The sequence below is a fragment of the Chromobacterium sp. ASV23 genome (assembly GCF_016428945.1).
GTDB classification, from domain to species: domain Bacteria; phylum Pseudomonadota; class Gammaproteobacteria; order Burkholderiales; family Chromobacteriaceae; genus Chromobacterium; species Chromobacterium sinusclupearum.
This window is the reverse complement of sequence record NZ_JAELTR010000013.1, coordinates 44,121-63,704: the sequence shown is the minus strand read 5'-3', so window position 1 is coordinate 63,704 and position 19,584 is coordinate 44,121. Positions and strand designations below refer to the sequence as shown.

The following is a 19,584-nucleotide window of genomic DNA, read 5'->3' as shown; positions in this document are numbered from 1 at the left end:
TGTGGATAAGCGGGCGTCACTGCGCGGGATGCTGCGCGCGGTAATACGCCCATTCCTCCACCGCGCGGCCATCGGGCAGCTGGCACAGCGCGTATTCGTTGCCGGCGGCGTCCTTTTGCGGCAACAGTTTGCCGCCTTGCTGCACGCAGTAGACCGAGGCCGGATTGGCCATGCCAACCATGGGCGCCTGCGCCGGCGGCGTGTTTTGCGCGCAGGCGGACAGCAGCAGCGCCAGCGGCGCGATCAGGGCATAAGTGTGTTTCATATGGATTCCCGTTGGTGTCGTTGATCAGGCGGTAAGCAGCTTGCCGGTCTTGTAAGCGGTGCGGCTGGCCACGCGGGCGATGCACAGGCCGGCCGTGGCGTAAGGCCGGTCGCTGCTGGCGTACAGCACGCCGCCGCGCTCGGTGCAGACCTGGCTCACGCTATCGTTGACCGGATCGATCACATCCGCCACCAGGTCGCCGGGGCTGAGCTGGCTGCCCGGCTCGGCGCGGTACACCACCACGCCGGCGTGCGGCGCCAGCAGGTCTTCCGATCCGGCCAGCGGCGTGGCCGGATGGCGCAGCGGCGGCAGATGCGGCGCATCGCCGGCGATCACGCCGCGATGCTGCAGGAAGTGCACGATGGCTTCAGCGTCCTTGGCGGCGTATTCATGGTTGACGTCCCACTCGCCGCGCAACTCCACCGTCACCGCCAGACAGGCCATGTCGATGGGCGCGGACAGCCCGGCCTTGGCGGCCAGGTCGCGCAGCTGCCACCACGGCTGGCTGCAGGCCTCGTCGAAAGGGTAGTCGCCGGAGTCTTCCGCCAGCAGGCTGGCGCACACGCCCAGATAGCGCGCCAGCGGCTCGCACTGGTCCCACAGCGGCGTGCCGGTGTACAGGTGGATGTCGGCGCGGCTGTCGCAGTGCAGGTCCAGCACGATGTCGGCGTCGCAGGCCATGCTGTGCAGCGTGTGGCGCAGCGATTGCAGCTCGGTCTGCGGCAGTTGTTTGGCCAGCTCGGCGCGCATCGCCTCGCGGATCAGCCGGGTATTGGCCTTGGCGTCCGGTCCCAGTTGCTGGCGCACGGCGGCGAACACCGGCTCGGCCAGCGGCAGGTAATGGCGGTTGAAGTTCTGCCCGCTCATCAGCTCAAAGCGGCCCATCAGCCGGCCGTGCTGGTTCTGGTTCAGGCCGATGGGGTTGGCCATGGGCAGCACCGTGATCTCGCCATGGATCGCGCCCTCGTTTTCCAGCTGGCGCAGCCGCTGCTTCAGATGCCAGGCCACCAGCATGCCGGGCAGCTCGTCGGCGTGCAGGCTGGCCTGGATGTGGACTTTTTCGCCGCTGCCCGGCTGGCCGAAATGAAAGCTGGTGAGCGCGCGCTGGCTGCCCAGGCTGGGCGACAGCAGCCGATGATGGCGGGTGTGCATGGCTTCTCCTCTTTATGGTTCGGTTCGCAGCCGCAATAAAACGCGCCGCCGCGTTGACGAAGCGGCGGCCGGTCGGGACAATCTGCGCTTTGATCCACCCCATAGCGGAGCGCGCTTGGATTCATTGTCCGATTTCTTCCAGCCCGGCATCGAGCCCGGCTCGCTGCAGGCGGTATCGCGGCTGCAGGGCGCCTGGGGCTATCTGTCCGTTTTCGTCACGCTGTTCCGCGGCGGCGACGAGGAAGTGCTGATGCGCCTCCTGGTGCTGCGCGAGCTGGGCGGCCGCGCCGAGGCGCCCATGTGGACGCCGCAGGAAATCGCCCAGCGCTTCTCTTATCTTAACGATACCAAACTGGCCACCATTCTGGGGCGTTTGCGCGAGGGCGACCTGCTGGTTTACGACAGCGACGGCGGCGTCTACCAGCTGTCCGAAGGCGCGCGCGTGGCGCTGGCGGCGCTGGCCACCATGGTGGATTTCGCCGGCGACGACGTCGAGCTGGGCTATCTCACCAGCCAGGTGGCGGCCGGCCAGGCCGTGGGCCAGGTGTCGGACGAAGCGCTGAAGCACCTGCTGGCGAGGCTCAACGAGCTGTACGCGGAATTCGAGGAAGCGCTGGAGTCGCAGTCCGAGTTCCGCATCCGAGCCGCCCAGCACCGGCTGGAGGCCGTGTGGCGCTGGGTGGCCAAGTCCACCGAGGTGGTGCGTAGCCTGACCCAGGACGAGTCGCTGAGCCTGACCGTGCTGAACCAGGCCCAGGCCATCGCGTTGGCGCAGAGCCGCATGCTGGCCTTGGCCGGCACCTTCGAGCGCCGCCTGGCGCAGCTGGCCGCGCAGCGCGTGCATCTGGGCAACTCCGGCCTCACTTCCACCGACATCGCCGACTGGCTGCGCCGCCAGGGCGCGGCCACGCTGGCCGGCAAGCTGGCGGGGGCCTGGTCCATCAGCCCGGAGCCGGCCTTCCTGTCCACGCCGGAACTGGCCGACGTGGCCGAGTTCGAGCTTTTGGCCCGCGAGCGCGCCAAGGCCGGCGCGCAGGTGCTGCCCGGCAGCGAAGCCGCGCCGATGGCCGACGCGCCGGAAATGGAGCGGCTGCTGGAAGCAGAGGAGATGTACGACGTGCTGCTGCAGCTGGGCATGAGCGGCGCGGCCGACGCCCACATCAGCCAGGCGGTGCTGGCCGACAGCTACAACGAAACAGCCTACCGCCTGTCCTTGCTGTCGCTGATCGGCGACCCGGAAACCAGCAACGATCAAAGCATCGTCGCCGCGCTGGCCAAGCTGCCGTTCAGCCTGCAGGGCGGCGACGCGGTAATCGAGACGGACCACCCGGAGGTGGCGACTTTGTCGGATGCCAGGCTGGTGGCGGCGCAACCCAAGAGTTGAACCCTTTATTTCGCCACGAAAACCACGAAAGACACGAAAAGCGCAAATTCAGCGAGATGCTTAGTCCTCTCGCTGAGGGCTGAAGAGGACAGCTTTCAAATCAATCTTTCTTTGGATATTTTCGTGTTTTTCGTGGGGTTCGTGGCAAGAGAAGATATGGAACACGAAATCAAAACCCTCACCGCCCGGCTGCTGGCGCAGCGCGTGGTGCCGCGCGCCGATGCGTTGGCGCGCAAGGCCTTGCTGGACGACATCTTCCGCGCTGAGCTGGACAAGAGCCTGGCCGCCGTCGGCCTGCGGCTGGTGGAAAATCCGTATGCCGAATACATCGCGGTGGCGCTGCTGCCGGAAATGACCGAGCCGGTGTTCGGCTCCGGCGACGCCTGGCTCAACAATAATCTGGGCTTGCCGCGCGACGGCGTGGCCTTGCTGGTGATCCTGTGGGCGTTGATCATCCTGCCCAAGCGCGAGCGGCAGATCGCCCGCGTGGAGGCTGGAAAGGAGAGCCAGAGCGATATGTTCGGCGCGCAAAAGCCGCTGGAGACGGGCGAGACAGTGTCCACCGGCATTTCCGAGGACGCGCTGTACGCGGACTTCGGCAAGGCCTTGGGCGGCCGCACCCGCTTCAACGCCAACCTGGGCCGGCTGGTCAACCTGGGCTTCGTCGTGCGCCGCAACCGCTGGCTGGACGAGGGGCCGATGCTGGACCTGATGGTCGACTACGCCCAGCTGGCGCCGCGCATCATCGAGGGCGCGCTGGCCGACGTATTGCTGCGGCGCGAAGGCCGCGAGGCACTGGCGGACAAGCGCGCGCCGGACGAGATGGCCGACGAGATTGAAGATGAAATCGGGGCGGACGATGTCGAGTCGGCCGGCCCGCTGTTTGATTTGCCGCCGGACGACGCGGCGGACGAGGAGACGCGCTGATGTTCCAGATGAAATCCGTCGAAATGGTGCACTGGGACTTCTGGCAGCGGCTGACCGTGCCGCTGGACGCGCAGATCGTCACCATCATCGGCCCCAACGGCTCCGGTAAGACCACCTTGCTGGACGCGATGCGCACGCTGCTGGCCATCAAATGCTCCGGCAAGCGCGACTACAAGCGCTACGTGCGCAACAACAAGGAAGCCTTCGCCTACCTGCGCGGCGTGGTGGATAACCCGCGGCGGCCAAGCGGCGGCCTGTATCCGACGCCGTTCTTCCCCATCGTGTCCGAGTCGGTGACGCTGCTGTGCCGCATCAAGAAGCAGGGCGGCGACTGGGTGCGCCATTACGCCATTCTGGACGGCGACATCGCGCTGGAGCATGCCGAGGGCCAGGCGCAATGGCTGGGCGTGCAGGAATACCGCCGTCGCTTGGAAGCGGCCGGCCTGACGCCGGCGGTGGCCGAGGTGCTGGCGCTGGAGCAGGGCGACACCGACAAGCTGACCGAATACAGCCCGCGCCAATTGCTGGACCTGGTGTTCCAGGTGTTCGGCGACAAGGACGTGCTGGACAACTACCAGCGCGCGCGCGACGAGCAGCGCGCCACCGAGCTGGAGCTGGAGGCGCTGAGCCGCCAGGAAGAGGCGCTGCAGGTGCGGGTGGAGGCGATGAAGAACCGCGCCAACCGCTATCTGGAATGGAAGCAGCTGCAGACCGGCATCGCCCGGCTGCGCGACGAAGCCTTGCCGGTGCTGGCCTATTTGGACGCCAAGTCATCGTTTGGCAAGCAGTGGCATGACTACCGCGGCGGCTACCATGTGCTGAACCAGGCCCGCGCCGAGCATGCCGATACCCTGGCGCTGGTGGCCAAGCTGAAGGCGGCCGAGGTCAGCGCCGCCGAGGCGCGCGCGGCGGCGGAAACCGTGCGCCAGGCCGCGCAGGAAGCCTTCATGAAGGCCAAGGGCGAGCACGCCGGCGTGGCGGGCCAACTGAAGGAGCGCGACCGGCTGCAGGCGCTGGCCGGCAAGGAATACGGCGCCGACGCCGCGCAGCTGGCCGACAAGCTAGCCGCCTTGCGCGCCGAGGCGGATCAACTGAAAGACGGCCTGCGCGATCTGAAAAAGCAGCGCCAGGAAAGCTCGGAACACCTGCAGGCGCTGGAGATCGGCCGCGGCCGTTCGCCGGAGGATGTGCGCCAGTTCAAGGCGGCGCTGGACGAGGCCGGCATCGGTCACGCCATGCTGTCCGACATCGTCGAAGTGATGGACTCCAACTGGCAGGGCGCGGTGGAGGCGCTGCTGCGCGGCTACCGCCATGTGGTGCTGCTGGACAGGGAGTCCGACCGCCGCGAGGCGTGGAAAATCGGCGAGAAGCTGCGCTACCGCCATTTTGTGGTGCCGGAACGCGCCGCGCCGCCGCGCGCCGCCAAGGGCAGCTTGCTGGAAGTGGTGCGCTTCTCTGCCGACGCGCCGGAGTGGCTGTACCGCCAGATGAACAGCGTGACGCGGGTGGAAAGCGCGAACGAAGGCGCCAACGTCGATGGCGACTGGATCACCCGCGACGGCTATTTCCGCGAACGCCGCGGCGCGCGCCATATCGGCGTGCCCATGCATGAGTACGCGTTTGGCGAAGCGGCGCGGCAATCGCGCCTGCTGGCGGTGCGCGATGAGCTGAAATCGCTCAATGTGCGCATCCTGGCCGACGAGGAGCGGCTGGTGGCCGCCACCCGCGAGGCGGCCGGCCTGGCCGAGTACCTGGGCGGCATGGACGCCATTCGCCAGTTGGACAGCCGCGCCGACGAATTCGCCGCGCTGGAATCGCGCAAGGCTGAGCTGGAGGCCGAAATCGCCCGCCAGGGCGCCGCGCTGGCCGACGCCGGCGCGGAGAAAGACGCCGCCGACCAGCGCTACGGCGACGCGCGGCTGGCGCACGACCGCGTGTGCCAGCGCGAGATGGAAACCTTGTCCAAGTACAATCAAAAGCTGCAGGAAGTGGAGCAGGCGCGCCGCCAGCTCCGTCGGCTGATCAGCGAACTGCGCGAGTGGGCGCAGCGCTTGCCTGCCGATGCGCTGGCGCCGGAGCATGTGGCGCAGCTGGAGGACGAGTTTGACACCGCCGCCGACGCCAAGCACCAGCTGAACTACCTGGAAGAAAAGCTGCAAAGCGGCGACTGGGAGCAGGATGATTCCGTGCTGGCGCTGAAGGACAAGCTGGTGGAAGACCTGACCCAGCTCGACCGCGAGCGCCAGCGCCGCCAGGGCGAGGTAGACCGCTCGCGCGAGCTGACCGACGAAGCGCGCGCCGCCTACATCGGCAAGCTGCGCGCCACCGTGCGCGCCTATGGCCAGAACGTGAAGCGGCTGGGCGAGCTGGCCGGCATCCAGGTGGAAGTGGAGCTGCCCAAGCTGGAGAACGACGACGCGGTGCTGGCGCAGGCCGGGCTGGTGTTGAAGTTCAACTTCGACCAGAAGGGCATGATGGGCATGAACGACGGCGAGGCCTCCGGCGGCCAGCAGGTGATGAAGTCGCTGATCCTGCTGATCGGCCTGATGATGGACGAGTCCAACCCCTCCGGCTTCGTCTTCATCGACGAGCCGTTCGCCCACCTCGACATCTTCAACATCGACCGCGTGGCCGGCTTCCTCAAGGCGACGGAAGCGCAGTACCTGATCACCACGCCGAATACCCACAACATCAACATCTTCGCCCCGTCCGAGCTGACGCTGGCCACGCGCAAGAAGCGCCCCGGCGAAACCTGGGCGCCGCCGATATTGCAAACGCGGCGGCGGGTGGAGGGGCTCTAATGCTGCTATCTGATCTTGATATGGGTGCTTTTGTGCGCGAAGAGAGCACGCACGGGGATAGGCTGGCGCCACGCCTGCCTGCGGGCGCGCAGCCATTATTGGGGTTGGATGAGTCGCAGTGGCAGACTTTACGGTCTTGGCTCAAGCCAACTGGCGAATCATCCAAATGGACGTGGTTGATTGAGAACAGCCAAGTGAATGAGTGGCTGCATTGCGAGAGTCTACTGTGCCGACTGTTGCAGGCGGGTTGGTGCGAACTGATTCGTCAGGCAGGGAAGGGGGCGGCGCAGAACCACTACCTTCCTTACAAAGTTGTTTGGCGCGATAAGGAAGGGCTGCGGCGTGCTTTGGGCTGGTCCAATCAGCCAGAGAAAGAGGACTTGAAAAGACAGTGGTCGCAGTGGCAGCCAAGACATCCCTGGTTGCAGGAGATCGCAGCCTCTTGTCGACAGATGTCGATGCAAGTGGATACGTCTCGTCGAAGGCTGCGTTTGCTGCAGGGACTGGATGATTGGCTTGGCGAGGAGCGCTTCGGCACCGAGCGCCAGTTTTCTCAAGTCGTTTTCCAGCATACTAAGGCCTTGGCCAAAGCCGATAAAGAATGGTTGGCCGAGACCGGCCTGGATCTGGAGGCCTGCGGCATCTCTCCGCATACCCCCTACTTTTATCTGGCAGCCTGCTTGGATTGCTATGACGATGAGGGCTTGTTGCTTCGCTCCAGCTTGTTGCGGCAAGGTAATGCTTTGCCAGCCGAGACCGTGCTGGATATCAAGCGGGTATCGGGCCTCGTCCGAGAAATACGGGTGGTGGAAAACTTCAGCGTCTTCCAGACCTTGACCCGGCAGCTTGTGGCTGAGGTGCCTGACGTCCTTGTCGTCTGGGTGCCGGGGCAGCCGCACAGCCGCTGGCGCAAGGCGTTTAGCCATCTGGTCAGTTTGTGCGATGCGCCGGTCTACGTCGCGTGCGACTTGGATCCTGCCGGTGTTGCCATAGCGTTGCAAGTAGGGCAGTTGGTTCAGGAGCAGGGCCAGGCATGGCAGCCTTGGCGTATGCACGTTGATGACGAGAAATTGCAGGAATTTAACTGGCCGCTAGAAGGCTCTGATAGACGCCATATTCAGAGCCTGTTCAAACAATCATTGCCAGATGAGTTAAAGAGGCTGCTGGAAGCCATGGAGAGAACCGGGTACAAACTGGAGCAGGAGATTTTATTTCTTGAATAGTTGGGCCTTGGAGTCCGTGATTGTTTTGCGTGGGCAAGCGTGATCGCTTGCCCACCTTGCGTTTCAGGCTCCCATCATCCCCGCCTGCTCAATCATATCCCCTGCCACCCAATCCCAATCCCAATCCTGCTCCGCCATAAGTTCCGTCTGCTGATTGGGACCGAATTCGCGCGGCCGGGGAATGAAGGCGGTTTTGAAGCCGCAGCGGCGCGCGGCGGCCAGGTTGCCGTTGTGTGTAGCTGCCAGGCAGACGCGCTCCGTTGGCATAACGCCCCCGCTCACGCTTTCAGGTTCTGCTGCGCGAATTCCCAGTTGACCAGCTTGTCCAGCACCGCGTTGACGTAATCGGCGCGGCGGTTCTGGTAGTCCAGATAGTAGGCGTGCTCCCACACGTCCACATTCAAGAGCGGGGTCAGGCCGGCGGTGATGGGGGTGTCGGCATTGCCGGTTTTCACCACGCGCAGCTTGTCGCCATCCTGCACCAGCCAGGCCCAGCCGCTGCCAAACTGCGAGATGGCGGCGCCGGCCAGCTGCTGCTTACAGGCGTCCACGCTGCCGAACGACGCTTCGATCTTCTCGCGCAAGGCTTGCGGCGGCGTGCCGCCGCCCTGCGGCCGCATGCTGCGCCAGTAGAAAGTGTGGTTCCACAGCTGGGCGGCATTGTTGAAGATGGCGGCATCGCCGGCTTGTTTGGCCGCTCGGCTGATGATGTCTTCCAGCGACAGATCGGCGTAGTCGCGGCCGGCGATCAGCTTGTTCAGGTTATCCAGATAAGCCTTGTGATGTTTGCCGTAGTGGAAGCCCAAGGTGCGGGCGGAGATCACTGGCTCCAGCGCGTTGTCGGCATAGGGCAGCGGCGGCAGGACCTGTGCCGACGAGGCGCGGGCGCTGAGGGGGAGGGTGGGCAGCGCCAGCGCAGCCAGCGAGCCGGCGGCGGCCAGCAGGAAGCTGCGGCGGGACGAGGTGGTCGGGGTGCTGCGGTCTTGGCTGGACATGTTTCGCTCCTTTACCGTGGACATCGCTGAGAACCGCTAAGCAAACCGCTGATCTCCTGTGCTGTCTGCGGCGGCGCGACTTGGCTCACGGTCTGTTCGAGGGTTGGTTCGCGACTCTTAGAGTGGGACAATTTTACCGATTAATCCAGTACGTTGGCATGCAGGAGGGGCGTGAACAGAAAACCGCGCACAACCATTAACCCGTCATGGTTGAATTTCACCGGCTTTGCTCCACACTATCGCCATCATTCACCCCAGACGAGGAAGCAAGACATGGCAACCGTAACCCTGCGCGGCAATCCGGTGGAAGTGGCGGGCAAGCTGCCGGCCAAGGGCGAGCAAGCCCCGGCGCTGCAACTGACCGGCGGCGATCTGGCCGAAGTGACGCTGGCCACTTTTGCCGGCAAGCGCAAGATCCTCAACATCTTCCCGAGCGTGGATACCCCGACCTGCGCCACCTCCGTGCGCAAGTTCAATGAAAAAGCCGCCGCGCTGGCCGACACCGTGGTGTTGTGCGTGTCCGCCGACCTGCCGTTTGCGCAGAAGCGCTTCTGCGGCGCCGAGGGCATTGAAAACGTGGTGACGCTGTCCACCTTCCGCAACGGCGGCTTCGCCGAAGCGTATGGCGTCAAGCTGGCTTCCGGCCCGCTGGCCGGCCTGACCGCGCGCGCCGTGGTGGTGCTGGATGCCGACAACAAGGTGCTGCACAGCCAGCTGGTGGGCGAGATCGCCGACGAGCCGGACTACGCCGCCGCCCTGGCCGCGCTGTAATTCCTATTCCATTCCAGGGCCGATCATTCTGTCGGCTTCATCGCGCGTTTTAGGCGCTGACTGGAATGCAGGCAAGCAAAAAGCCGACCCATCCGGGTCGGCTTTGTTTTTGAGCGAAGGATAGGGTGGCTTAGCCGCGTTGGCCGGCCAGCTTGCCGGCGGACTCGCCGTCCTGCTGCATGGCTTCCACCATCGCCGGGTCGTGCTCATCGTGCAGGTAGCGGGTGTACCAGCCGCTGTTGACGCCCCAGTAGTAGAAGCCCAGCGAAGCCGCGGCCACCACGGCCATGTCGATGCCGTAAGGCAGGATGCCGATGCCGCCGAAGTCGGCGCTGCCTATCCAAGACAGCAAGGCCATCGCCGGCAGATACAGCACCATCCACAGCGCGCCTTTCAGCTCGCGGCCGAACTCCGGCCAACCGGCCTTGGCCTGGTACCAGAAGTACACCGGCAGGGCCGCCACGATCAGGAAGATGATGTGGCCGGTCAGCGGCCAGCGCGCCCAGTACAGCACCAGCGAGGCGCAGACGAAGGCGAACGGCGCGATCAGGCTCAGGCCAGCCAGGCGCAGCGGACGCGGCAGATCCGGCGCGCAGCGGCGCAACGCGGCCACGCTGATCGGGCCGGTCAGGTAGGAGATCACGGTGGCGACCGAGATCACTGCCGCCAGCGTGCCCCAGCCGCGGAAGAAGAACAGGAAGACGAAGGACACGGCCAGGTTGAACCACATCGCCGGACGCGGAATGCGGTACAGCGGGTGGATGCGGCCGAAGATCTCCGGCATGGTGCCGTTGCGCTGCATGCCGTAGATCATGCGCGAGGTGGTGGCCATATAGGTGGCGCCGGTGCCGCTGGGGCTGACGAAGGCGTCAAAGTACAGCGTCATCATCAGCCAGTTCAAACCCAGGGCCATGGCCAGCTGGGCGAACGGGGAGCTGAAATCCAGGCCTTTCCAGCCGTGGGCCAGATCGCTGGGCGACAGCGCGCCGAGGAAGGCGACCTGCAGCGCGACGTAGATCACCGCCGCCAGCAGGATGGAGCCGACCACGCCGAATGGCACGCTCTTGCCCGGATTGCGGGCCTCGCCGGCCAGATTGATCGGGCTTTGGAAGCCATTGAAGCTGAACACGATGCCGCTGGTGGCCACGGCGGTCATCACGCTGGCCCAGCCGAACGGCGCGAAGCCGCCCAGCGCCGGATTGTTCAGGTTTTCCGAATGGAAGCCGCTATAGATCAGCGCGGCCACCGTCAGCGCGGGCACGATCACCTTGAACACGGTGATGGCGCTGTTGGCCTTGGCGAACAGCTTGACGCCCCAGTAGTTGAGCATGAAATAGACCACCACCAGCACGGCGGAGAAGGACAGGCCGACGGTGCTCAGCTCGCCGTTGCTGTACAGATCGTGGGCCCAGGGATAGGGCCAGGTGCTCATGTATTGCACCGAGGCCTCGGCCTCGATCGGAATCACCGACACGATGGCGATCCAGTTGGCCCAGGCGGCGATGAAGCCGAGCAAGGAACCGTGGGAGTAGCGGGCATAGCGCACCATGCCGCCGGACTCCGGGAACATGGCGCCGAGTTCGGCATAGCTCAGGGCGATGGAAAGAATGATCACCATGCCGACGATCCAGGCGACGATGGCGGCTGGGCCGGCGATCTGCGCGGCGTGGGCGGCGCCGAACAGCCAGCCGGAGCCGATGATGGAGCCAAGACCGGTCAACATCAGCGCGATCGGGCCGATGTGGCGGGAGTGTTGGTGTTGCAAGGGCGAATCTCCTGTCAATTTCGTGGTGGAGGGCAACAGCCGTCCCTGGCTGGCGCGCGCGCGCCTTGCCGGAGGAGGGGTGTTGCCCACAGTGCCGGGTAGCCCGGTCTTCTGGAATGTCGCCTGCGCGGGGCAGGCAGTGCCTGGAAGGCAGGCGCGTCATCACGCTTGCCGAGTGAGGTGGGCGGGGATTGGCTGCGCCGCAGCCGAATACGGCTCGCCACCGGGGATGGCCGGCGGATTGTAACGCAGTGTGAATGCTCTATGCCAGCGTTTGCTTATATGTAATGCAATCTTTTTGTCACAATCGAGGGCTACACTCGCGGCTTCCTCTTGTGTATGCAGTGCCTGCCATGTCTTTGATTAAACGCCTGTGGCTGACCATTTCCTTCACGCTCGCCAGCCTGGCGCTGGTGATGGCGGTCACCGGGCAGCAGCTTTATTCCTTTACCCAGCATGTCGATCGCTATACCCGCCTGCAGCGGCTGAGCAGCAATCTGCAGCAGCTGAAGGCCGTTTCCCTGTCGTTTTCCCGCGCCGATCCCTTACTGCCGGAAACCGCTGTCCGCCTGAAGCAGGCGCAGCGCCAAGTGGGCATATTGCAGGATGAAATCCTGTCCAGCCTGCCGGATGCGGATCGCCAGGCTTTTGCCGGCGTATTGCGCGGCCATTGGCGGGAATATGTTCGCAACCTGGGCAGCGCCATCCGCATCGCCGAGACCGCGCCGCAGGACGCGCTGTCGATACCGGAGCAGGCGTATCTGAATGACCTGGTGCCGTTGGCCGCCGAGATCGATCGCCAGCTTGCCCGCCGCGACGGCGAACTGCTGCAGGAGAAGGCCGCGCTGGCGACCGCGCTGGCCTGGCTCGCGCCGTTGATCCTAGGGCCGCTGGCCTTGGCCAGCGCGCTGGTGGTGCTGATCCAGCTGACGCTGGCCCGCCGTTTGAAGCGCCACTTGTTGGCGATGGCGCGGGCGGCGGATGCGCTGAGCGAGGGCAATCTGGCGGTGCGTCTGCCGGACCAGGGCCAGGACGAGCTGGCGCACGCCGCTTCGCGCATCAACCGTTTTCTGGACCGGCTGGCCAGCCTGTTGGACGAGGTCAGGCTGCATGCCGGCAATAATCTGCGCGACAGCCAGCGCCTGCAGCTGTTGACGCGCAAGAGCGCCGACGCCAGCCAGCAGCAGACCGGCAAGAGCCGGCTGTGCAACGACGCGGCGGCCGAAATCGCCGATCACGCCGAACAGGTGGCGCAGCATATCGAGGCGGCGCTGGACAATTCGCGCAGCGCCGCCACGGCCACCGCCCAGGCCAGACGGCAGGGCGAGTGCAACGCCGACGCCATGCGGCAGCTGGCGGAACGCATAGACTACGCCACGCTGGAAATGCAGGAGCTGAGCCAGGCGGTGGGCGCCATTTCCCAAATCAGCTCGCTGATCCGCGACGTAGCGGATCAGACCAATCTGCTGGCGCTGAACGCGGCGATTGAAGCCGCCCGGGCCGGCGAGGCCGGCCGCGGCTTCGCCGTGGTGGCGGACGAGGTGCGCAAGCTGTCGGAAAGCACCGCCAACGCCACCGGCGCGATTTTCGGCAGCCTGCAGAAGATGGAGCGCGCCAAGGGCGCGCTGGGCGAGGCGATTGCCGCCGCCGGCAGCGCCAGCCGCGACAGCCAGGCATCGCAACAGGCGCTGGACGCCGCGTTGGGCCTGGTGGATGACGCGCTGGGCCGCCTGGGCGTGTTGATGGAAGACATCGGCACCGCGCGCGAGCTGCAGGCCCGCGCCGGCGGCACCATCCGTCAGCACGGTCACGAACTGGCCAGCCTGGCGCATGACATCGAAAGCCAAATGGAGGCGGCGGAACCGCTGATGCTGCAATTGGCGCAGTCGGCCGGCGGCCTGGGGCAGGCACTGGCCTGGTTCCGTCTGCCGAAGCAGGAACCGGCGGCGGCCCAGGCGGGCAAGCCGTTCCGCGCGCCGCTCCCGCGCGCGGCGTGAGTCTCAGCCGCGGCGCGGGAACGACACCGGCGCCGGTTTGCGCCGCACCACCACGGTGCGCGCCAGCTTGTCGTGCCAGCCTTGTTTGCGCGGATCGATCCCCACCCAGACGATTCCCAGGCAGAACGGGATGATAGCGACGAAATAGCCCAGATAGCGCAGCGCCGCCTGGCCCGGCGTCAGCGGGCCGCCGCTGTCGGCGTCCACCACCTTGGCGCCCAGCATCATCTTGCCGGGCGTGGCGCTCTTGTAGATCCAGAACAGGATGACGGCCGCGGCCGGCAGCAGGTAGTTGATCAGGAATTCGCCCAGGCTGCCCAGACCGGCCAGTTCGGTTAGGCTGGGCATCGCATCGGCCAGTTGCGGAGCCTCGCGCCGGGCCAGCAGCCACCATAGCGGCGCCGACACGATCAGCAGCAGCACGGTGTCCACCAGGCTGGCCAGCGTCCTGGCCCAGAAGCCGACGTACTCCAGTTCCTCATCGCGGTCGCTTGCCATCGCTCAGTCCTCCAGGTTGGCCTTGTGCTTGTCCGCCACGCGCAGGTAGTGCTCGGCGGAATACTTGAAGTAGGCCAATTCCTGTTCGGTCAGCGCGCGCGCCTGTTTGACCGGATTGCCCAGATAGAGATAGCCGGATTGCAGCCGCTTGCCCGGCGGCACCAGGCTGCCGGCGCCGATCAGCACCCGGTCTTCCACCACCGCCCGGTCCAGCACGATGCTGCCGATGCCGATCAGCACCTCGTCGCCTATGGTGCAGCCGTGCAGCGTCACGTGGTGGCCGATGGTGACGTGCTTGCCGATGATCAGCGGCGCGCCGTGCGGATCGGCGGCGGTCTTGTGGCTGACGTGCAGCATGGCGTGGTCCTGCACATTGCTGTTCTCGCCGATGTGGATATGGTTGACGTCGCCGCGGATCACCGCGCACGGCCAGACGGACGCGCCTTTTTCCAGCTTCACCTCGCCTATCACCACCGCGGCCGGGTCGATATAACAGCCGTCGGCGATGGCGGGACGGTGGCCGTCGTAGGGGCGGATATTGCTTTTCATCGTTTCGTCCTTATTTCTGCAATGATGCATTGTGCCGGGCACGCGCCGCGGCAGGCAAATTCCTTTATCATATCGGCCCCACAGAACAGGACGTTGAAGCCATGAGCCAGAATCCCCTCCTCGATTTTTCCGGTTTGCCGCGTTTTGAAGAAATCCGCCCCGAGCACATCGGCCCCGCCATCGATGTCCTGCTGGAAGAAGCGCGCGCCACCGTGGCCAGGCTGACGGCCGAAACCGGCGAGCCGAGCTGGGACAACTTCATTTCGCCGCTGACCGACGCCACCGAGCGTCTGTCGCGCGCCTGGGGCGTGGTGGGGCATTTGAACGCCGTGGTCAATACGCCGGAGCTGCGCGACGCTTACAACGCCAACATCCCGCGCATTTCGGAGTTCTGGACCGAGATGGGGCAGAACCTGAACCTGTTCGCCCGCTTCAAGGCGCTGGCCGCCAGCGCGGAGCATGCGTCCTATGGCGCGGCGCGCAAGAAGATCATCGAGAACGATCTGCGCGATTTCCGCCTGTCCGGCGCCGAACTGGAGGCCGCGGCCAAGGAGCGTTTCGCCGCGATCCAGATCCGCCTGGCCGAGCTGTCCGCCAAGTTCGAACAGAACGTGCTGGACGCGACCGACGATTTCAGCCTGATCATCCACGACAAGGCCGAGCTGGCCGGCGTGCCGGAGGATTCGCTGGAAATGTTCGCCGCCGCGGCAGAGGGCGACGGCAAGACCGGCTACAAGATCACTCTGCAGTTCCCGTTCTATTTCCCGGTGATGCAGTATGCCGACAACCGCGGCCTGCGCGAAAAGCTGTATCAGGCCTATGTGCAGCGCGCGTCGGAGTTCGGCCCGGCCGAGCGCGACAACGGCCCCATCATCCGCGAGAAACTGAAGCTGGCGCGCGAAGAGGCGCAGCTGTTGGGCTTCGCCAATTTCGCCGAGCTGTCGCTGTTCACCAAGATGGCGGAAAGCCCGGAGCAGGTGATCGCCTTCCTGCGCGACCTGGCGGCCAAGGCCAAGCCGTTTGCGGCGAAGGACCGCGAAGAGCTGGAAGCCTTCGCCAAGGCCGAGTTGGGCATCGCCGAGCTGCAGGCCTGGGACCTGGCCTACGCGGCGGAAAAGCTGCGCGTCGCCCGCTACGCGTTCTCCGAGCAGGAAGTGAAGCAGTACTTCCCCGAGGGCAAGGTGATCCAGGGTCTGTTCGGCGTGGTGGGCAAGCTGTTCGGCGTGGAAGTGCGCGAAAGCCGCGCCCCGGTATGGCATGCCGATGTGCGCTTCTACGACATCGTGAAGGATGGCGAGCTGCTGGGCAGTTTCTATTTCGACCTGTACGCCCGCGACGGCAAGCGTTCCGGGGCCTGGATGGACGACGCGCGCGGCCGCCGCAAGAACGGCGGCGCGCTGCAAACGCCGGTGGCCTACCTGACCTGCAACTTCACCCGACCGGTCGGCGACAAGCCGGCGCTGTTCACGCACGACGAAGTGATCACGCTGTTCCACGAGTTCGGCCACGGTCTGCACCACATGCTGACCCGCGTCGACGAGCTGGGCGTGTCCGGCATCAACGGCGTGGAATGGGACGCGGTGGAGCTGCCCAGCCAGTTCCTGGAAAACTTCGCCTGGGAATGGGACGTGCTGCAGGGTATGACCGCCCACGTCGATAGCGGCGAAGCGCTGCCGCGCGCCTTGTACGACAAGATGCTGGCCGCCAAGAACTTCCAGAGCGGCATGGCCACGGTGCGCCAGCTGGAGTTCGCCCTGTTCGACCTGACGCTGTACAGCAGCTTCGACGCCGACAACGGCGACTGGCTGGCCCTGCTGGACGAGGTGCGGCGCGAGGTGGCGGTGAACTTCCCGCCGGCTTACAACCGCTTCCCCAACAGCTTCGGCCATATCTTCGCCGGCGGCTACGCGGCGGGCTACTACAGCTACAAGTGGGCCGAGGTGCTGTCGGCCGACGCCTACGCCGCCTTCGAGGAAGTGGGCGGCGCCAATCCGGAAACCGGCAAGCGCTTCTGGAATGAGATCCTGGCCGTCGGCGGCAGCCGTCCGGCGCTGGAATCGTTCCGCGCCTTCCGCGGCCGCGACCCGCAAATCGATGCCTTGCTGCGCCATTCCGGCATGGTGGCGGAGTCCGCGTAAAAAAAGTTGGAATTGTTGGAACTCCCCCGGAACTGGCTTGCTCTAATCTCTTGCTCAGGGTTGTCTTCCGGAGCAGCAAGCGAGCCAGACGCGTATCAGGGGTAGTGATATAGTGTCTATTCCACGCCTCCGCACCAGCGGAGGCGTTTTTTTTGCCCAAGGCCCCTGCACAGCCGCGCGCGCGGCTGCTAAGGTGTCGGCCTTTAGCCTGTCATTTGGAGAGCCCGCCGATGCGTTTTGCCACCTGGAACGTCAACTCCCTGAAAGTTCGCCTGCCGCAGGTGCTGCAATGGCTGGCCGATACCGGCGTCGAAGTGCTGTGCCTGCAGGAATTGAAGATGGACCAGGACGCCTTCCCGCTGGCGGAGATCGAAGCCGCCGGCTATCGCGCGGTCTGGTTCGGCCAGAAGACCTACAACGGCGTGGCCATCCTCGCCAAAGCGCCGCTGGAGATGACGGACGTGGTGGCCGGCATCCCCGGTTACGACGACGAGCAGCGGCGCGTGATTACCGCCACCGTGGCCGGTGTGCGGGTGATCTGCGCCTATTTCGTCAACGGCGAGGCGGTGGACTCGCCCAAATACCCGTATAAGCTGGAGTGGCTGTCCAAGCTGGAGGGCCATGTCGCCGCCGAACTGGCCCGGCATCCCAACTTGCTGCTGCTGGGCGATTACAACATCGCGCCGGAAGACCGCGACGTCTACGATCCCGAGGGTTGGCATGAGCAAGTGCTGTGCAGCACGCCGGAGCGCGAGGCCTTCCGCCGCCTGATCGCCCTGGGCCTGTCGGACAGCTTCCGGCTGTTCAATCAGGAGGACAAACAGTACAGCTGGTGGGACTACCGCCAGATGATGTTCCGCCGCAACAAGGGCGTGCGCATCGACCACATCCTGGTCAGCGACGCCCTGAAAGTCCGCGCGCAGTCCTGCGAGATCGACAAGGCGCCGCGCAAGTGGGAGCGCCCGTCCGACCATACCCCGGTGGTGCTGACGCTGGCCGACTGATCCTGGCTGTCGAGCGTTGCCTGTACGGCCCGGCTTGCGCCGGGCCGTTTGTTTTGGCGCAAGCCCGCGGCGTTTAGCCTGGCTACGCCGGCGCGCATCGCCTATAGATAGCGATGACGTCCGCGGCAGGGCGTCGGCGAGGTCTGTAAATACAATGGAATATGCCTTCCGCGTGGTTGGGCCAAGGTTTGGCCTGGCTCAAGCCGCAAGGCCTGCGCGCTTGCTAAGCTGTTTCCATCACTCATAGCCGGTAACCCACCATGACCACACTACACACGCGTACCAGCACAGGCGATCCCTACTACCAGGACGTACCCGGCTATATGACCGAGGTGTACGACTGGGCTTATGTCAATCCGCGCAAGGCAAGGCTGCTTGACCACAAGCTGGTGGTGCGCACGCTGCTGTTCGGCAACGACCAACGGCTGATGCGGGCCTATCTCGATGAAATCCGTCCCGGCGAAAAAGTGTGGCAGGTGGCGCATGTCTACGGCGACCTGGTGCAGCGCGCCGCCGAGCGTGTCGGCGAGGAGGGCCGCTTCACATTGACCGACATCACGCCCATCCAGGTGGAACTGGCCGAAGGCAAGCTGGCCGCCAATGGCCAGGCCGCGGTGGTGCGGGCCGATGCCGCCCGCTATCAGCCGGAGCAGCAACAGGACCTGGTATGCAGCTTTTTCCTGCTGCACGAGGTGCCGGAAAACATGAAGTCCGCCATTGTCGACAATATGCTGGCCCAAGTGGCGCCTGGCGGCAGGGCGATGTTCGTCGATTACCACCGTCCCGCGCCGTGGCAGCCCATAGGCTGGCTGTTGAAGTGGGTCAATCGCGTGCTGGAGCCGTTTGCCGAGGCGCTATGGCGCAACGGCATCGACAGTTACGCGCGCGACGCGGATCGTTTTGCGTGGAGCAAGCGCACCGTGTTCGGCGGGGTGTACCAGATCGTGCTGGCGCGCCGCAAAGACTGACGCCGCGGCATGTACGTAGCGTTACACGGCCTTACATCCAACTAACAGACGGCAGGAGGGGGCAGGGCTAGGATACGTCTCAAGGAAACACCAAACACGGTGCCTGGCGGAGAGATTCCCTCCGCAACCGATCTGGAGATGAATCATGAAAAAGCTGACCCTTCTTGCCCTGTCCGCCGTTTTTGGCCTGAGTTCCGCCGCCGGCTTCGCCGCTGATGCCGCCCCGGCTTCCGCCCCGGCCGCCAAGGTGGCTCCGGCTGCCAAGAAAGCCGAAAAGAAAGCCCCGGCCAAGATCCACCACGCGAAGAAGGCTGAAAAAGTCACCGCTTCTGCTCAAAAAGCGCAAGCCGCCAAGGCTGACGCCTCGGCTCCGGCCAAGGCCGCGAAGAAAAAAGTCGGTGTGAAGAAGCACGCTTCCGCTCCGGCCGCCCAGAAGGCCCAGGCCGCCAAGGCTGACGCTTCCGCGCCGAAGGCCAAGAAGGCGCACAAGCACGCAGCCAAGAAGCACGAAGCTTCCGCTCAGAAGGCTCAAGCCGCCAAGGCTGACGCTTCGGCCCCGATGGCCAAGAAGAGCCACAAGCATCATGGCAAGAAGCACGTAGCCAAGAAGGATGCTTCCGCTGCTCAAAAGGCCCAGGCCGCCAAGGCTGACGCTTCCGCGCCGAAGGCCAAGAAGGCTCACAAGCACGCTGCCAAGAAGCACGAAGCTTCCGCTCAGAAGGCTCAAGCCGCCAAGGCCGACGCTTCTGCTCCGATGGCCAAGAAGACTCACAAGCACCATGGCAAGAAGCACGTAGCCAAGAAGGACGCCTCCGCCGCTCAAAAGGCTCAGGCCGCCAAGGCTGACGCTTCCGCGCCGAAGGCCAAGAAGGCTCACAAGCACGCTGCCAAGAAGCACGAAGCTTCCGCCCAGAAGGCTCAAGCCGCCAAGGCCGACGCTTCGGCTCCGATGGCCAAGAAGAGCCACAAGCACCACGGCAAGAAGCAACACAAGGCCGCCGCTTCGGCAGCCAAGTAATAAAACCAGATCGCATCTGGCTCGCACAAAAACTGGGGAGGCTTCGGCCTCCCTTTTGTTTTGCGCGGCGTCTGGATGCGGCAAGCGGCCCGTTCAGGCCGGCATAAAGAAACAGCCCCGCGGCGCAAG

Annotated in this window: 17 protein-coding genes; 10 read left to right on the top strand and 7 right to left on the bottom strand. The window is 65.1% G+C overall.

Annotated features, from left to right (window positions below):
• Positions 1-16 precede the first annotated feature (16 nt).
• Complete coding sequence (locus JHD59_RS07970) at positions 17-265, bottom strand: DUF333 domain-containing protein (RefSeq protein WP_071109936.1); 249 nt, start codon at positions 263-265, stop codon at positions 17-19.
• Positions 266-289: 24 nt separating this feature from the next.
• Entirely contained in the window at positions 290-1,417 is a 1,128-nt protein-coding gene (locus JHD59_RS07965; protein ID WP_071109937.1) for a succinylglutamate desuccinylase/aspartoacylase family protein, read from the bottom strand.
• 115 nt (positions 1,418-1,532) lie between these two features.
• Between JHD59_RS07965 and JHD59_RS07960 the strand changes: the two genes are divergently transcribed.
• The 4 genes from JHD59_RS07960 (at position 1,533) to JHD59_RS07945 (ending at position 7,752) form a co-directional block, all read left to right on the top strand.
• Complete coding sequence (locus JHD59_RS07960; protein WP_233163951.1) at positions 1,533-2,801, top strand: hypothetical protein; 1,269 nt, start codon at positions 1,533-1,535, stop codon at positions 2,799-2,801.
• 156 nt (positions 2,802-2,957) lie between these two features.
• Positions 2,958-3,728: a hypothetical protein gene (locus JHD59_RS07955; RefSeq protein WP_199153860.1), complete on the top strand. Its 771-nt coding sequence runs from the start codon at positions 2,958-2,960 to the stop codon at positions 3,726-3,728.
• The gene (locus JHD59_RS07950) at positions 3,728-6,529 is read left to right on the top strand and encodes an AAA family ATPase (RefSeq protein WP_199153859.1); all 2,802 of its coding nucleotides are present in this window, start codon (positions 3,728-3,730) and stop codon (positions 6,527-6,529) included. Before JHD59_RS07955 ends, JHD59_RS07950 begins: the two co-directional genes overlap by 1 nt.
• Positions 6,529-7,752 carry a DUF2399 domain-containing protein gene (locus JHD59_RS07945; protein ID WP_199153858.1) on the top strand — a complete coding sequence of 408 codons (1,224 nt, stop codon included), beginning with the start codon at positions 6,529-6,531 and terminating at the stop codon, positions 7,750-7,752. Before JHD59_RS07950 ends, JHD59_RS07945 begins: the two co-directional genes overlap by 1 nt.
• Before the next feature lie 63 nt (positions 7,753-7,815).
• Here the strand turns inward: JHD59_RS07945 and JHD59_RS07940 are convergent, their stop codons facing one another.
• Positions 7,816-8,019: a hypothetical protein gene (locus JHD59_RS07940; RefSeq protein WP_199153857.1), complete on the bottom strand. Its 204-nt coding sequence runs from the start codon at positions 8,017-8,019 to the stop codon at positions 7,816-7,818.
• A gap of 11 nt (positions 8,020-8,030) precedes the next feature.
• On the bottom strand, positions 8,031-8,747 hold the full coding sequence (locus JHD59_RS07935; RefSeq protein ID WP_199153856.1) for a superoxide dismutase: 717 nt from the start codon (positions 8,745-8,747) through the stop codon (positions 8,031-8,033).
• 273 nt (positions 8,748-9,020) lie between these two features.
• Between JHD59_RS07935 and tpx the strand changes: the two genes are divergently transcribed.
• The gene (gene tpx, locus JHD59_RS07930) at positions 9,021-9,518 is read left to right on the top strand and encodes a thiol peroxidase (protein WP_103321147.1); all 498 of its coding nucleotides are present in this window, start codon (positions 9,021-9,023) and stop codon (positions 9,516-9,518) included.
• Between the two features lie 130 nt (positions 9,519-9,648).
• On the opposite strand, the gene JHD59_RS07925 is transcribed toward tpx, so the two are convergent.
• Positions 9,649-11,283: an APC family permease gene (locus JHD59_RS07925; protein ID WP_199153855.1), complete on the bottom strand. Its 1,635-nt coding sequence runs from the start codon at positions 11,281-11,283 to the stop codon at positions 9,649-9,651.
• Positions 11,284-11,636: 353 nt separating this feature from the next.
• Here JHD59_RS07925 and JHD59_RS07920 point away from each other — a divergent pair, with 353 nt between their 5' ends.
• Positions 11,637-13,280 (top strand): methyl-accepting chemotaxis protein, encoded by a 1,644-nt coding sequence (locus JHD59_RS07920; protein ID WP_199153854.1) that lies wholly within the window; start codon positions 11,637-11,639, stop codon positions 13,278-13,280.
• A 3-nt stretch (positions 13,281-13,283) separates the two neighbouring features.
• Here the strand turns inward: JHD59_RS07920 and JHD59_RS07915 are convergent, their stop codons facing one another.
• Together JHD59_RS07915 and JHD59_RS07910 are read right to left on the bottom strand one after the other, a co-directional pair.
• Entirely contained in the window at positions 13,284-13,778 is a 495-nt protein-coding gene (locus tag JHD59_RS07915; RefSeq protein WP_199153853.1) for an RDD family protein, read from the bottom strand.
• Between the two features lie 3 nt (positions 13,779-13,781).
• On the bottom strand, positions 13,782-14,327 hold the full coding sequence (locus JHD59_RS07910; RefSeq protein WP_199153852.1) for a gamma carbonic anhydrase family protein: 546 nt from the start codon (positions 14,325-14,327) through the stop codon (positions 13,782-13,784).
• Positions 14,328-14,428: 101 nt separating this feature from the next.
• Between JHD59_RS07910 and JHD59_RS07905 the strand changes: the two genes are divergently transcribed.
• From JHD59_RS07905 to JHD59_RS07890, 4 genes are all read left to right on the top strand, one after another.
• Positions 14,429-16,465, top strand: coding sequence for a M3 family metallopeptidase (locus JHD59_RS07905; RefSeq protein ID WP_199153851.1), 2,037 nt, complete (start codon positions 14,429-14,431; stop codon positions 16,463-16,465).
• A gap of 230 nt (positions 16,466-16,695) precedes the next feature.
• Positions 16,696-17,469 carry an exodeoxyribonuclease III gene (gene xth / locus JHD59_RS07900; RefSeq protein WP_199153850.1) on the top strand — a complete coding sequence of 258 codons (774 nt, stop codon included), beginning with the start codon at positions 16,696-16,698 and terminating at the stop codon, positions 17,467-17,469.
• Between the two features lie 260 nt (positions 17,470-17,729).
• The gene (gene rquA, locus JHD59_RS07895) at positions 17,730-18,437 is read left to right on the top strand and encodes a rhodoquinone biosynthesis methyltransferase RquA (RefSeq protein WP_199153849.1); all 708 of its coding nucleotides are present in this window, start codon (positions 17,730-17,732) and stop codon (positions 18,435-18,437) included.
• Between the two features lie 145 nt (positions 18,438-18,582).
• A complete protein-coding gene (locus JHD59_RS07890) occupies positions 18,583-19,455 on the top strand; it encodes a hypothetical protein (protein ID WP_199153848.1) in 873 nt (290 codons plus the stop codon).
• Positions 19,456-19,584: the final 129 nt, after the last annotated feature.